The sequence below is a fragment of the Pseudoalteromonas rubra genome, assembly GCF_005886805.2.
Lineage (GTDB): Bacteria > Pseudomonadota > Gammaproteobacteria > Enterobacterales > Alteromonadaceae > Pseudoalteromonas > Pseudoalteromonas rubra_D.
Genome location: NZ_CP045429.1, coordinates 1,989,944 through 2,005,504 on the forward strand (window position 1 = coordinate 1,989,944; position 15,561 = coordinate 2,005,504).

The window sequence follows — 15,561 nt, forward strand, 5'->3', positions numbered from 1 at the left end:
TATCATTTTGTTGTCAAAACGTATTTAGCTGTCCTTTCGGGGACAGCCTTTTTTCAGCTGAACGTGCAAAGTTATCTAGCTGAATCTTGGCATCATCACCAAGCCAGTTACCTTGGAAGTTGTGCACTTAGTGCACCCAGATAAAAGAGAAAAACAACATGAGCCAGACAACACCTCATAGCTCGAATCACGCAGGACAGGCCTTTGAGCCAATTGTCGTTGCAGATATTGGCGGTACCAATGCCCGCTTTGCTGTCGTAACCCATTACGAATCGAGCAACAATCAGTTTGTTATTAGTCATCAGTCTACGTATCCCAGCGCCGAATTCCCCTCTTTTGAAACTGCCATTAGCCGCTATCTCAATGAACTACCTATAGCCAAGCCAACACGCGCGTGTTTAGCCGTTGCGGGTCCGGTTAAGGCGCAGCAGGTTTATCTGACGAATCTTGGCTGGCAGTTTAACAGTCAGGATATTAAACAGCAGTTTGGTTTTAATGAACTGGCTGTGATCAATGACTTTGCGGCCTTTGCTTACGCTGCGCCTTATTTAGACCCGAAACAAAATATAGAAATTAAATCGGGTCAGGCTCAGGCTGGCGCCAATATCGCGGTAATGGGGCCTGGCACAGGCTTTGGAGCTGCGTGTCTGGCCAGAGACATTAATGGTAGTGCTGTGATGAGTTGTGAGGCTGGTCACATCAGCCTTGCTGCAGTAACCGAATTGGACCAACAATTGTTGGCAGCTCTGAAACAGGAGATTGCACATGTCTCTGTTGAAGAGGTGTTCTCGGGTCGCGGATTGGCACACCTGTATCAGGCCATGGCCAAGGTAAAAGGCCATACCGCAGAAAGGTTGAGTGCAGCACAGATCAGTGAACGCGCATCAGAGTGTGAGATCTGCGATGCGACGTTGAATCATTTTTGTGACTGGATCGGCAGCGTAGCTGGCGACCTGTCCTTAACGTTTGGTGCGCTAGGTGGCGTATTTATTGGTGGTGGGATATTGCCGCGAATGGCAGAGCGACTCAAGTCAAGTCAGTTTGTTGAGCGTTTTGTGACTAAAGGGCCTATGAGCCAGTACGCAGGCCAAATCCCAGTCACCTTAGTCGTGCAGGAAAATATTCCTTTGATTGGTGCCGCAGCCTGTTTACATGAGCGTGCGAGCATCAGATAGTCAGGATAAGTGTAATGAAGAAAGTGACCATTAACAGTGTCGCACAGTACGCAGGGGTCTCGAAAAAGACCGTTTCTCGTGTGCTGAATAATGAACCTAACGTCAGCCCGGCGACCCGTGAGAAAGTACTTAAGGTATTCAAAGAGCTGGACTACCGGCCAAACCCGATAGCTCGGGGGCTAGCGCGCAATAAGAGCTTCATTATCGGCTGTCTGTATGATAATCCGAGTAAAAGTTACATTACCCGGGTACAAAGCGGAGCGTTAGAAGCGTGTCATAAACACAATTACAACTTATTGATCCACCCGTGTGAGCTCAGAGGGGAGGCATTAATCGACAACATAGATCAATTGCTGACGACTTCTCGCCTCGATGGATTGGTTCTGACGCCGCCATTTTCTGATTCTCGCGAATTGATTGAGTTTCTTAAACAGAAACAGGTCAACTATGCGCTGGTGGCCTCTGCGATTCAGGATGATGACTCCATTTCTGTGTGTAGTAACGACGAGCAGGGCGCGTATGAGCTGACCGAGCACCTGATTGCGCTTGGGCATACAGACATTGCATTTATTAAAGGGCACCCGGATCACAGTGCCACCGAAAACCGGTTTAACGGCTATAAACGGGCGCTCGAACAGCATAAAATTCCTTTGCAAGAACGGCTTGTCGCGGAGGGTAACTTCAGTTACCACTCGGGTGCAGACAGTGCCAAGGCAATACTCGACCTGACACCACGTCCCTCAGCAGTGTTTGCTTCGAACGATTACATGGCGGCTGCTGTGCTTAAGCTGGCAACCCAACGGGCGTTGCGAGTGCCTGAGGATTTGTCTATTGCCGGGTTCGATAATGCACCTATTGCCAGGCATATCTGGCCGGGCCTGACGACCATTGCACAGCCAGTGGAAGAGATGACCCGACAGGCGGTTGAGCAACTGATACTGCAGATTTCTGAGCCTCAGGAAGAGGTTTATCATCGTGTGCTGGAAGCGCGTTTAATCACTCGCGAGTCAACAGCGCAAAACCACTAAATCCCATTTTTATACTTGCCCAAAGCCCGGCCATTACTGGTCGGGCTTTTTTGTTTGTTATTTGTTCATTTGTGAATTTTAGACTAAATTTAATGTAAGGGTTGACACCGGTGTCAGAAACGTGAGTAAATATAGTGACACCGGTGTCAGGTTGGGGTGAGAGACAATCTGATAGCGTACCTTTGAACGGGTAAATCAAAGCTGCTCAGTACAGGGAGAGCTGTACTGAGCCTTTTCCTCTAACAATAGAGAGTTGAATTATGTTGCATCCTCGAATTCATGAAGTCACTCAACGCGTTATCACTCGCAGTCAGCAATCTCGTCATGCCTATCTTGAGCGTATCGAACAAGCAAAAAAACAAACTCGAGTCAGAGCCGGACTAGGCTGTGGTAACCTGGCACACGTGATGGCGGCCTGTTCGAGCAGTGACAAAGCCAGATTAAAAGCCGATGAGCAGCCAAACCTGGCCATCATCAATGCCTACAATGATATGTTGTCTGCCCACGTACCATACAAAGAATATCCGGATCAAATCAAAGCGATTGCAGAAAAATACGATGCGACTGCGCAGGTTGCGGGTGGTGTACCCGCAATGTGTGACGGTGTAACGCAGGGTCGCGACGGCATGGAACTGTCTTTATTCTCACGTGACGTCATTGCGATGTCGACAGCAGTTGCACTCTCACACGATGTGTTTGATGGTGTGTTCTGTCTAGGTGTGTGTGACAAAATCGTTCCGGGACTGTTGATTGGCGCACTATCATTTGGTCATCTTCCCATTTATTTCCTGCCAGCAGGTCCGATGCAGTCGGGTATTCCAAACAAAGAAAAGGCGCGAGTCAGACAAAAGTTTGCACAAGGCCTGGTGAGCCGGGAAGAATTGTTGGAAGCGGAAAGCGCGTCTTACCATAGTGCCGGTACCTGTACTTTCTACGGTACCGCTAACTCAAACCAAATGCTGATGGAAATCATGGGTTTGCATTTGCCGGGCAGCTCATTCATTAACCCTTACACTGAACTGCGTGAAGGGCTTACAGCCAGCGCGGTAGAAACCATGCTGAAGCAGCTTCAGGGTGATGGCAAAGTCAATAGCCTCGCGGATGTGGTCAGCGAGAAAACAGTGATTAACGGCTTAGTTGGCCTGCTAGCGACGGGTGGTTCGACTAACCACGCGATTCACTTGGTTGCGATGGCTAAAGCGGCTGGCGTTGACATTACCTGGAAAGACATGGCTGATTTATCGGAAGTCGTACCGTTATTGACACGTATTTATCCAAATGGTTCTGCGGATGTGAATCACTTCCAGGCTGCCGGCGGTATGGGATTCCTGATGCGTGAGTTACGTGATGCGGGCTACCTACACAATGACGTGAAAACCATTGTTGGTGAAGGTTTAGATGCGTACACCAAAGAACCTGTACTGGATGTGGATCCTTCACTCATCATGACGGACAGCAAGGGTCCGGCAAAAGTGAAGTGGATTGATTGCCCTGCAGATTCTTTGGACGAAGAGGTACTCAGACCTGTTTCTAATCCATTCAACAATCAAGGTGGCTTACAGCTACTGAGTGGAAACCTAGGTAAATCAGTGATTAAAGTGTCGGCCGTTGCAGAGCAACATCAAGTGGTGTCGGCACCTGCCAAGGTATTTAGTTCACAAGCCGCATTGCAAGAAGCTTATACGCGAGGCGAACTTAATCAGGACTTTATTGCGGTTATCAAAGAGCAAGGTCCTAAGGCAAAAGGGATGCCGGAATTACACAAATTGACGCCGGTCATGGCGAGCTTGCAGGATGAAGGCTTTAAGGTTGCCATTGTGACAGATGGCCGTATGTCAGGTGCGTCCGGTAAAGTGCCTGCGGCTATTCACTTGGCTCCAGAAGCCGTTGAAGGCGGGCCAATTGCCAAAGTACGAGAAGGTGATTTGATCACATTAGATGCACCAAAAGGTGAGCTGTTACTGCATGTTAGTGACGAAGAGCTTGCACAGCGTGAGATTGAACTAACGGAAGTTGGTCCAACATTTGGTACGGGTCGCGAGTTATTTAGCGGCTTCAGAAATATTGTCAGCAGCGCCGATTTAGGTGCGAGTGCATTCGGCATAGAAGAATAATAGCAACTGGGAATGAGGACATTATGAGCATTAAAGAAATATTATCAGCGGCACCGGTAGTACCCGTTATTGTTATTGATGATTTAGAAGATGCAGTGCCATTAGCACAGGCATTATATCGCGGTGGTCTTCGCGCATTGGAGGTGACATTGCGTACGCCAGTTGCTGCACAAGCAGTAAAGGCGATGAAAGAAGCGGTACCTGAGGCTTATGTAGGCACAGGTACTGTGGTTGACAAAGCGTCATTCGACGCTTCTGTTGAGGCTGGCGCCGACTTCATGGTGAGCCCGGGTGTCAGCTCAGAATTGCTGGCGCTGGCAAAAGAATCTGATATTCCGTTTCTGCCTGGTGCGGCGACACCGAGCGAAGCGATGGAACTGGCTGCGCAGGGCTTTAAGTTTCTTAAGTTTTTTCCGGCAGAAGCCGCAGGTGGTACGGCGATGCTGAAATCAATCGGTGGTCCTTTACCTCAGGTGACGTTTTGCCCAACAGGTGGGATCAGCTTAGCAACAGCACCCAGCTACCTGGCACTGAATAATGTGATATGTGTAGGTGGGACCTGGATGCTCGATAAAACACTTATCGCAAACAAAGACTGGCAAGCCATCGAAGCGCTTGCTCGACAAGCAAGTGAAGTAAACTAATTTAGGGGAATAGGGTTATGATTAATATTGCAATTAATGGCTATGGCCGTATCGGTAGAAATGTACTGAGAGCACTTTACGAATCAGGTCAAAATGACCAGATCAAGATTGTCGCGATCAATGATCTGGCACCAGCACAAACTAACGCACACCTGACTCAGTTTGACTCTGTACATGGACGCTTTAACTTCCCCGTTGAATTAAAAGACAACACGCTGATTGTAGGTGAAGATGAGATCACACTGACTCAGGAGCGCGACCCTGAGCAATTACCGTGGCGCGATCTGAATGTTGACATCGTCCTTGAATGTACTGGTTTGTTTACTTCGCGTGAAACAGCGGGTAAGCACATCACTGCGGGTGCAAAGAAAGTTATTGTGTCTGCGCCTGGCACGGATATGGATGCCACAGTGGTACACGGTGTGAACAGCGAAGTAATAAACGCAGATAGCACTATTATTTCAAACGCGTCATGTACAACTAACTGCCTGGCGCCAGTGGCCAAAGCGTTGAACGATACCATAGGTATTGAGCAGGGCAGCATGACCACCATTCATGCTTATACCAATGACCAGAACCTGTGTGATGTATACCACAAAGATCTGTACCGTGCGCGTAGCGCCACACAGTCTATGATCCCGACTAAAACTGGTGCCGCTAAAGCGGTCGGTCTGGTGCTACCTGAGCTGGCGGGTAAACTGGATGGCATGGCAGTACGAGTGCCTACGGTTAATGTCTCTGTGGTTGACCTGACCTTTATCGCTAAACGTGAAACATCCGCTGCGGAAGTTAATGAGATCCTTCAGGGGGCTGCAGAAGGTGCAATGGCAGGCATCTTAGAGTATAACACTTTGCCGCTGGTATCTGTGGACTTCAATCATAACCCGGCTTCTTCTGTCTTTGATGCGACTCAGACTAAAGTGGATGGAAAACTGGTTAAAGTGATGGCCTGGTATGACAACGAGTGGGGCTTCTCAAATCGTATGCTGGACCAGGCAAAAGCATTGGCTTCGTTCCTATAAGTAGCACGCTCAGCAGAAATTTAAATTCTTTCGTCATTTTAGCCCCACACCATGTGGGGCTTTTTTGTACGTGCTTTTTTAATCCAAGCCGTGTGTTTACCTTTTTTAACGCCAAAGTTGGTTTATTAGGCGCGTGGTGTTTGCACCTTAGGGTTGATTTTTATTACACTGCGCACAATTTTAATTAACGACAAAGAAATAACATGAAAGAAGGGTTTAAAGTACCTCATACGCTCATCCTGCTGTTGTCTATGATGCTGGTGGCATATATTGCGACCTGGCTGGTTCCGCAAGGTTTCTTCGACACCGTCACGCTCGATAATGGCCGTCAGGCTGTCGTGCCCGGCACTTATGCACTGGCTGAAGCACAAACTCATTTAACACCGATGGATTTCCTGGTTGCTATTCCGCGTGCATTTGCGGCTGCACAAGACGTTATTTTCTTTGTTTTCATTGTTGGTGGTGTTCTGTCAATTGCACGTGCAACGGGCACCATTGATGCTTTGATTGGCCGCTTGCTCGAGCGGTTTGGTCATAAGCCAAATATTCTGATTTTTATGGTGGTGTTTTGTTTTGCACTGGCATCCGGTGTGATTGGTACTGCGGGCGAATATATTCCCTTTGTTCTAATTCTGGTGGGACTGTGTAAAGCTATGCGGCTGGATGCGATGACCGCCGTGGGTATGGTTGTGGCAGGGTATGGGATTGGCTATGGTGTATCAGCCTTTAACCCCTTTACAGTGATGGTGGCGCAAAAGGTTGCTGACATTCCGGTTTATTCAGGTATTGAGCTACGTCTGGCGATTTTCCTGCCGTTTGTTTTAATTGGCTTTCATCATGTATGGAGCTACGCCAAAAAAGTACAGGCAAATCCTGAGCTATCCCTGACGAAAGGCTTGCCTTGCCCGCTAGCAGGCTCAGCGGAAGCAAATTACCCGGTTCTTAATAAGCGCCATCAAATGATCCTGTTCGGCCTCGTTGCCACCATCATCACGGCAGTCTGGGGTATTTCCCAAAAGGGCTGGTATTTGTATGAACTCGGCGCGGTGTTTATCTCCTGGGGTATTTTCACTACGTTAGTGGGCCAGATCGGTGCTGATCGTGCTGCAAATGAGTTTATCGAAGGGGTGAAAGACCTGGCAACCACAGCTATTCTGATTGGTGTTGCAAGGGGCATTGCGTTAATTATGGAAGATGGCCAGATCTTGCACACTTTGGTTTATGCGATGTCATCGCCGCTTTCACATTTAGGTGCTGAGCTGGCTGCAGTTGGCATGTTTATTATGCAAACCTTGTTGAACTTGTTTATTCCTTCGGGCAGTGGTCAGGCGTATGTAACTATGCCGCTTATGGCACCGGTTGGTGACATCATTGGTGTGTATCGTCAGGTTGCGGTGCTTGCATACCAGTTTGGTGATGGTTTCTCTAATATGATCATTCCGACCAACGCAGTACTGATGGGTATCATCGGAATGGCCGGTGTACCTTATCATTTATGGTTCCGATTCTGTCTGCCGTTATTCGGCAAGTTGATGCTGGCTGCGTCGGTGGTATTGGTGCTTGCGGTTACTTTTGGTTATGGTGAAGATGTACAGCCAAAAGTGAATGCAACGACACAGGTTCACTCGTAATATATCCGCTCGCAGAGTAAGTGCTCTGCGAGCAATTTCAGCGTCGACACTCAGCCTTATCTTCCTCTCGTTATGCTCGTGACATAGATCGTTGTCAATCCGGGTTTTCACCTTGTTGCATGCCAAAGCTTATTGTTTTTACGACTCAGTTCACAAATTGGGGTTCTGGGTAATTTTGTTACCTTTTTTGTTTGATTGTAAATGAGTTCTGTTTTTTTTGTGCTTGACAGTTTGAAAGTTGAGGTGCTAGTAATAGATTTGAACCCATAAAAGGAACTGTACAATGAACATAAAGAAACAGCCTCTTGCTTGTCTTATAGCTTCACTGCTCAGTGTAAGTGCTTTCGCAACAACCGATCGTGACTATCAACACCGTTGGCTTGATCCAAATGGTGATCCTATGCTCGCATTACAGTGGAACTTATTGAATTCGGGCGTATTGGCAAATACTCAATCAGGAATTGATCTGAACTTATGGCAGACGCACATCTGGGGTCATAAAGGACAGGATATTCTCGTTGCAGTCGTGGACTCTGGCGTGGACATGGAACACGCAGACTTAGATGCCAATACGATTGACGATCCTTTAATTGATCCACAGCTCAATTTGGGCGCCGATCATGGCACTATGGTGGCCGGAATAATTGCAGCGGTTCAAAACAACATCGGTGTGCGTGGGGTCGCGCCAATGGCGAAGGTCACGGCATTTACCAATTATGGCGGAACCTTTGAAAGTCATGAACAGTGGAAAATAAGCCATGGCTATGATGGTGACCTTACGGATAATTCAACTTCAGATCAGATCCGCATTTTTAATAAAAGTTATGGTATGAGCCCGTCAGTGAGCCTGCCTTATACCTTTTCAAAAACCGTTCAGGATAGCCAGGGTAAAGATATCCTGATGTTCAGCCAACCCGAGCAGGAAAAGATTTATGAAGCGGTTTCTCTGTCTACTGAACAGGATCCTCGCACCGCAGTCTATGTACAGGCAGCCGGAAATTCATATCGCGATTCTCGCGTTCACTATTTTACAGACACTGGACTAGGCTTTTTAGGTTATAGTTTTCCGGTTGGTGGCAATTATGGTTTGCCCTGGACAAACGGCAACTCACTTTATACTCCAGCGAACTTCTGGAACCTGACCGTTAGTGCGTTGAGTGCTGATGGTGTGTTGTCAGACTATTCGACGGTTGGAAGTAATGTGTTTCTGACCGCCCCTGGTGGACTGGACAGAGGCACCCCAGGTCATGCGACAACGCGTATTTCATGTGCCTGGTATCTGGAAAACATTGATGCAAATTTCGCTTGTAATGGCGAGGATGATTTTACTGTACGGATGAATGGTACGTCGTCAGCGGCACCGAATACGTCGGGCGCTATTGCGTTACTACTTTCTGCTGCGCAGCAACAGAGCCACGATCTGACACCGCGCGACATTCGTCATCTCCTGGCACGCACAGCGACAAAAGTGGATCTGACACGCGCCGACATCGATGTGAATGGTATTACAGCATTTGAAGGGTGGAGCACTAACGCAGCAGGGCATCTATTTTCGCCTTACTATGGTTTTGGCTTGATCGATGTAGACAAAGCGACTGAGCTGGTGCGCCGTTATGCAATCGAACAACTCCCATCTGAGTTGGTTAAGACGCCCTGGTATGGGCTGAATGACGTTGTGAACGCAACCATTGCGGATGATGCCAGCCAGACGACAACAGCAAGCATTAATATAACCGATGACTTGTTTATTGAAGGCGTTCAGATCCGACTCAATGCACGACATGCACGTATTTCAGATTTGAAAGTAGAGCTGGAATCACCGAGTGGTACCCACAGTATCCTGATGTCACCCTTTAATAACTTGATAGGGCAGCATTTAGGCTTGCCAGAACAGTCACCCGGTAGTCAGGATGGCTATACAGATCACCTGATGCTCAGTTACAAGTTTTGGGATGAGAAAGCCAATGCAGGCAATGGCCAGTGGACATTACACATCACAGATATGAGTGATGAAACCCGGACTTTTGGGCTCTTCGATTTCGTCAATGGGGGTCAACTTCGTGAGGTAGAGAACAATCCTGAGGCTGGTGTGTTACAGGGCTGGTCTATCCGTATTCTGGGTCATAAAACGAAAGTAACGAAGAAAAAAACGCTGTAAACCCTTGAAGTGGTTGCAATGGCAACCAATAAACCAAAACGCCGTGTCTCATTGAGATACGGCGTTTTGAAATGAGTCGTGATACAACGGCTAGTCTAATTTAAGCTCAAAACTACCTGTCACCTCTTCGTCTTTGAACGTGCCTAATGGTAGCGTAAAGTCAAAACCCGCTTTGATGTGCGTGTCCGTGTTGTCGCGTGACAAATCAATGGTTCCCCAGCTGTTCTTAAGGCCACTGATCTCTGGGAATACAGGGGTACTTAGCTGCGCATATTTTTGATCTAAACCGTGTACATTGCTAATTGAAGCGAATGGAGAATCTGGTGCGTCATCCATTACAAATTTCAATAATAATGGGCTGCCTTCGTACTCGCTGGCGAGTCGCAAAGTCGTCGCTGTGGCACTGTCCACTACGTTAGTACCGCCGATTTCAAGTGCTTCGACAGTCGTCGTCGCAATGATACCGCAGACTTGAGCTGTTTCACTCAACTCAGGGTAGTTAGTGAAGTTGACAGATAACTGACCAAAACTGTCTTTTTGGGTGTCGCTGACGTGTTTGAATGTGCTGGTAGCCGCAACGTTTTCGTCACACATTCTGGTAATGGTAAAGCTGTTCTCATTCTGAGTGAGTACTGTTGAGCCTGTCCCTTCTGTACAGTCAATATCCGTGTAGAACTCGGCAATCTTGACGCTGCTGTTTTGCTGCTCTCCACATACTCGCGCAGTAAATGCCGGATCATTCTGGTCTACATTGACAATATCCATTGGGCGGGTGAGCTTAACCACTATATTGTTAAACCCACCGTCATCACGCTGCGTTTTGATATATTGGTGTGCTGTTTCTGTCCAGGTACTACCAAAAGTGAGCACGCTTAAATCAAGCGCCTCTACAACGTTGCCAGTATTTGGTTGAGGTGCAATGATGTTAGTATCTGTATCAGCAACTGATACAGAGCTAAATTGATCCACAAACCCTATCACGTTAGAGGAGTCTTCCAGTTTTACGGAGATACTCAAAGAGGGTTGTTGGCTGACTTCCGGGGCGGTGAATTTAATGGTATCACTGCCTTGGCCTGTGAATGGCACATCGCCATTTACGCCACGTACTGTCCAGGTAAAAGTGAGGTTTTTAGCATTGTTGCCCGTGGTATTTAATGAGAGGGTGACTTCCTCGCATTCGTTCAAAAAGCCGGCATGTTAGTGCTTATTAGCTATGAAAACAACAGTGATTGATGAATGATTGTAAACAACGGAAGGAAGGCAGGCTACCAGTCAGTAACTGGCAGCCTGTATGAGGTTATTTTGGTTAGAATGTCGCGCGGTAGCGAACACCAAACTCGCTGGCATCATTGCTCTTGATCACCAGGATATAGTCTCCCGTATTCAGGCGTGCATCATCATAACGCTCATCAAAGATGTTACGACCATACAAAGAAATATCCCAGTTGGTGTTGGCTGGTGCGTAAGAGATATCAAAGTTGACTGTGGTACGGTCATCGATTTGTGTCATGCGACGCGGATCTGAGCTTGGCTCACCATACATGCTGTCGCGGTATGAGATATCGAAACGCGTGTTGACGGTTGCATTGTTGCTCAGTTCAAATTCATAAGACGGGCTGATAGAAGCGGTCCACTCAGGCGTGAGCGGGGCAACCGGCTTAATGCCGTTTTGCTCTTCCACATCCACATCCATGAAGCCGAAGCTTGAATGCAAGGTAAAGCGGTCTGTGACATAGTAGGTGCTTTCAAATTCGATACCGCGTGAAGTTTGCTCAACAATCAGGTTGTTTGTGTCGAATCCTGAGTCCGTTACTACATTCACCTGGTAAGGCAGGTCTTCATATTCTGTATTGAAAAACGCCACACTCATGCTGAAGTCGTCAGTCAATTGACCTTTAAAGCCGGTTTCATAGTTGATAGCACTGATGTTTTCACTTGCCATGAAAGCATTATTAGCACGTACAGCGGCCGCGGCATTTGGGTTGTCAAAGCCGCCTTCGCCGAAGAACTGACCGATCAGGAAATACGGACGAGCAGGGTACTGACCAGACTGATAACCCGTTTGAACCGTACCGTACCAGTTAAGACCATTTTCAAAGGTATAGTTAGCAGCGGCTTCCCATGAAATCTCATCCCAGTCTTTGCTCGAAGAAATGGTGCCGACAGGGTCAAACACGTTAGTTGATGCTTCTTTCTCATCTTCTGTGTAACGTACACCACCGGTCAGACGCAGATCATCTGTCAGGTCATATCCCAGGTTGAAAAATACGGCGCGGCTGGTGGTTTCCTGATCCAACTCGAGTTTAGTTGGACCACCGTCAAAGCTTGCTTCATCTGAACTCTGGCGGTTGCTGCCCTCTTCGTTAAACCAGTACAGGCCAGTTACGAAATCCGCGCGGCCCAGGTAGCCAGTTAGTTGAAGTTCCACAGAAGTCTGATCTGCTTTACCACGTTCTGGATAGTGATCGAGCGCGATAGCTGTACCATCGTCATCCAGGCCCGCTTTATACTCAGAAGAGCGCTTACTGAAGATGAACTTAGTGCCAAAATCGGCATTGATGTCGTATTCGGCAGTTAATGAGATACCGTTTGCTTTGTTTGAAACGGTCGCTGTCTCTATGCTGCTGGTTGCATTGTCATACGGGTCGGCAGCGACCATAGAGTTGCGCAGGCCTGCTTTATATAAACGGCCTTCCGGCATTTCATCAATTAAAACAGTAAATGGACGTGTACCACCTTCACCGTCATTGGCGTCAGCAGTAAGAACTAAACGCAGATCATCGGTAGGTGTGTATTTAACGGATACACGACCATGGAACTCCTGGTTCTCACCCACATCGTATTCAGCATTTGGCAGGTTAGTAAATTCACCCAGTCCACCGCGGCGGTTAAAGCCCATATTAAAGTTGAACGCCAGTTCATCAGTCACAGCCTGGTTAGTGAACATGCTTGCTTTAATACGGCCACGAGTGCCTGTTTCTGCGCTGACCTTAGTAACTGCTTGCTGGTCTGGCTGCTTAGTGATGATGTTAATGGCACCACCAATTGAGTTACGGCCATATAAGGTACCCTGAGGGCCACGCAGTACTTCAATGCGCTCGATGTTAGCCAGGTTCCAGTTTTGACCTACCTGGCGACCCAAGTAAACACCATCTACATAGACGCTGACGCCTGGATCTGTGGTGATCAGGTGGTCTTGCAAGCCGATACCACGAATAAATGGGTTTGCAGATGAGTTATGACCTGCAGAAAATCCTGTAATATTCAGGTTTGGAACAAATTTGCCCACATCAGTGATGTCAGAGATACCTTGCGCATCCAGATCATCTCCTGAGAATGCACTCATAGCGATCGGTACTTCATAGATAACCTGTGAACGTTTGGTCGCGGTTACTGTGATGGCTTCGATTTTTGATTTCTCAGCTTGTGCTTCTTCTGCAAGAACTGGGGCAGAAGATAAGCCGGCCATTGCCAGTGCCATGGCGGTTGCGATCGGAGTAAGATTGCGTGCTGTGGTGCTCATGTATGTTCCTCAAGTTAGAAACGGTTAATTTTAAATCTCGTGTGTGTGGTTTCTGCGAGGGAAGTCGCCAACCGGGTTGAATGGCTATCTCTGAGCTGGCTTTTGACATTTATAAAATTGACGCGCACAAAAAAGCAATCACCATAAGGGGACTGCATGACTTTTATTAACAAGAATTTTAAAAATGAAAGGCCAGCAAAAGCTGCTATTCGGTTGGGCGTGCATTCTACAATGTAATGAAATAATTTTGCAATAAAACTTGGTTAAAAATTTTTATTTTGCTTGATTTTTGCATAGCATTGTCGTTGTATTCGGTAATTTTACATGAATGTACCTTTTTAGTAAAAACTCGCGACAGTTAGGTTTATTGTTCTGTTAATTGCAATTATGTGCGCCAACCCATTTTGATTTTCTTTTAGAAGCTGTGCTAGCGTTGTAGTTTGGACCCGAAATAGGGGAGGGGGCGTCTCAGGTGCAGGAAGGAAGTATGGATTTTAAAAGTATCATGTGTGCACTATTAGTGGTGACAGTGTGGGGGGTTAACTTTTCAGTGATCAAACTGGGACTGGAAGAGTTGCCACCTATTTTATTCTCCGGTTTGCGCTTTTTGATTGTGGCAATTCCAGCCGTGTTTTTTATTCCCTTTCCAAAGACCTCTGTGTGGCATGTGCTTGGGGTTGGCTTGTTTCTCGGTGTCATCAAGTTTGGCTTGTTATTTGTTGCAATGGAAAGTGATGCCTCAGCAGGCATTGCCTCCTTATTGCTTCAGGCACAGGTGGTGTTTACGATTGTACTGAGCGCACTGGTACTGAAAGAGCAAGCTAGTCGGTTTCAGATTGTCGGCGCCGTCATTGCGTGCGGTGGGTTTGGCATGTTCTTTATGAGTCAGACCGGTAGTGTGACTTTGCTGGGGATAGCATTAATCCTGTGCGCGGCCTTAAGCTGGGCGGTGTCGAATCTGATTATGAAGCAGTTACAGCAGGTTAACTTATTACATTTCATGGTCTGGGTCAGTGTGGTGGTCCCTTTACCTCTGTTTGCCTTGTCCTATTATCTTGAAAACGATACACCGATAAACCTTGTTTTAAGCAGCAGTGGACAGACATGGCTGGCGTTACTTTATGTGGGGCCTGTTTCAACTTTGTTGGCATTTGCACTATGGGGCTGGCTGCTTGGCAGGCATCGCGCTGCCGCAGTTACCCCGTTTGCGTTACTCATTCCTTTGGTTGGCATCGTGAGTGCCAGCGTGATCCTGAACGAGCAGGTCGACACATTTGAGTTGATTGGTGGTGCTGTGATCCTCTGTGGTCTGACATTTTCCGTATTAGGCGAGCGGCTATTTCAATTCTTTTCAAACACAGCACCAGTAAAACGAAAAGTCAGCTGACAAATTTACCAGAGCGGGTGCAGTTAAATTGACCAGTTGTCTTTGCTAATCCGAATATTGCGACCTAGTGGACGAATTTTGTTCGTCCTGTAGCAATCAGCGCTAGACAATTGGTCTAAGTCCCTTGAGTATCCCAGCTCAATGTGAAAAAATTCGACACAATTAAAATCCAGTTAACTCACATACGAGGAACACACTATGCGCATTATTTTGCTAGGCGCGCCGGGTGCAGGTAAAGGCACTCAAGCTCAATTTCTAATGGAAAAGTACGGTATTCCACAAATTTCAACAGGTGATATGCTACGCGCTGCGATCAGCGAAGGTACACCGCTGGGTCTGGAAGCCAAAAAAGTGATGGATGCAGGTCAGCTTGTATCTGATGACATCATCATTGGTCTGGTAAAAGAGCGCGTTGCAAAAGAAGATTGTGCGAATGGTTTCCTGCTAGATGGCTTCCCGCGTACTATCCCTCAGGCAGATGCGATGAAAGAAAATGGCATTGCTGTTGATCACGTTATCGAGTTCGACGTTGCTGATGAAATCATCGTAGAGCGTATGAGCGGTCGCCGCGTGCACCCAGCTTCTGGCCGTGTTTACCACGTTGTGTACAATCCACCAAAAGTGGAAGGCAAAGACGATCAGACAGGTGAAGATCTGATCATTCGTGCTGATGACACAGAAGAAACAGTGCGTAAGCGTCTTGGTATCTACCACGACCAGACCAAACCACTGGTAAGCTACTACCAGTCTGAAGCGGATGCAGGCAATACTCAGTACCACAAACTGGATGGTACTCAGGCTGTTGAAGCGGTAAGCCAGCAACTTGCTGAGCTATTAGGCTAAGCTAGCCTTTAGAGTAAATTAAAAAAGCCAGCTGAG

11 protein-coding genes are annotated in these 15,561 nt (G+C 47.4%); 9 read left to right on the forward strand and 2 right to left on the reverse strand.

Annotated elements, in window-relative coordinates; genetic code table 11:
- Window positions 1–158: 158 nt before the first annotated feature.
- The 7 genes from glk to CWC22_RS08630 all read left to right on the forward strand — a co-directional run bounded on the left by glk (window position 159) and on the right by CWC22_RS08630 (window position 9,772).
- Window positions 159–1,175, forward strand: a complete 1,017-nt coding sequence (gene glk, locus CWC22_RS08600; RefSeq protein ID WP_125561315.1) for a glucokinase — start codon at window positions 159–161, stop codon at window positions 1,173–1,175.
- Between the two features lie 14 nt (window positions 1,176–1,189).
- On the forward strand, window positions 1,190–2,203 hold the full coding sequence (locus CWC22_RS08605) for a LacI family DNA-binding transcriptional regulator (RefSeq protein ID WP_138536865.1): 1,014 nt from the start codon (window positions 1,190–1,192) through the stop codon (window positions 2,201–2,203).
- A 260-nt stretch (window positions 2,204–2,463) separates the two neighbouring features.
- A complete protein-coding gene (gene edd, locus CWC22_RS08610; protein WP_125561311.1) occupies window positions 2,464–4,317 on the forward strand; it encodes a phosphogluconate dehydratase in 1,854 nt (617 codons plus the stop codon).
- Between the two features lie 23 nt (window positions 4,318–4,340).
- A complete protein-coding gene (locus CWC22_RS08615) occupies window positions 4,341–4,961 on the forward strand; it encodes a bifunctional 4-hydroxy-2-oxoglutarate aldolase/2-dehydro-3-deoxy-phosphogluconate aldolase (RefSeq protein ID WP_125561309.1) in 621 nt (206 codons plus the stop codon).
- A gap of 17 nt (window positions 4,962–4,978) precedes the next feature.
- Entirely contained in the window at window positions 4,979–5,983 is a 1,005-nt protein-coding gene (gap, locus tag CWC22_RS08620) for a type I glyceraldehyde-3-phosphate dehydrogenase (RefSeq protein WP_138536867.1), read from the forward strand.
- A gap of 203 nt (window positions 5,984–6,186) precedes the next feature.
- Window positions 6,187–7,614 (forward strand): YfcC family protein, encoded by a 1,428-nt coding sequence (locus CWC22_RS08625; RefSeq protein ID WP_125561304.1) that lies wholly within the window; start codon window positions 6,187–6,189, stop codon window positions 7,612–7,614.
- Window positions 7,615–7,897: 283 nt separating this feature from the next.
- Complete coding sequence (locus CWC22_RS08630; RefSeq protein ID WP_138536869.1) at window positions 7,898–9,772, forward strand: S8 family serine peptidase; 1,875 nt, start codon at window positions 7,898–7,900, stop codon at window positions 9,770–9,772.
- Between the two features lie 90 nt (window positions 9,773–9,862).
- Here CWC22_RS08630 and CWC22_RS08635 read toward each other — a convergent pair whose 3' ends face one another.
- Together CWC22_RS08635 and CWC22_RS08640 are read right to left on the reverse strand one after the other, a co-directional pair.
- Complete coding sequence (locus CWC22_RS08635; protein WP_138536871.1) at window positions 9,863–10,957, reverse strand: hypothetical protein; 1,095 nt, start codon at window positions 10,955–10,957, stop codon at window positions 9,863–9,865.
- Between the two features lie 121 nt (window positions 10,958–11,078).
- Window positions 11,079–13,295: a TonB-dependent receptor gene (locus CWC22_RS08640; protein ID WP_138536873.1), complete on the reverse strand. Its 2,217-nt coding sequence runs from the start codon at window positions 13,293–13,295 to the stop codon at window positions 11,079–11,081.
- A 487-nt stretch (window positions 13,296–13,782) separates the two neighbouring features.
- Between CWC22_RS08640 and CWC22_RS08645 the strand changes: the two genes are divergently transcribed.
- Together CWC22_RS08645 and adk are read left to right on the forward strand one after the other, a co-directional pair.
- Window positions 13,783–14,682, forward strand: coding sequence for an EamA family transporter (locus CWC22_RS08645; protein ID WP_125561296.1), 900 nt, complete (start codon window positions 13,783–13,785; stop codon window positions 14,680–14,682).
- A 198-nt stretch (window positions 14,683–14,880) separates the two neighbouring features.
- Entirely contained in the window at window positions 14,881–15,525 is a 645-nt protein-coding gene (gene adk / locus CWC22_RS08650) for an adenylate kinase (RefSeq protein WP_010385354.1), read from the forward strand.
- Window positions 15,526–15,561: the final 36 nt, after the last annotated feature.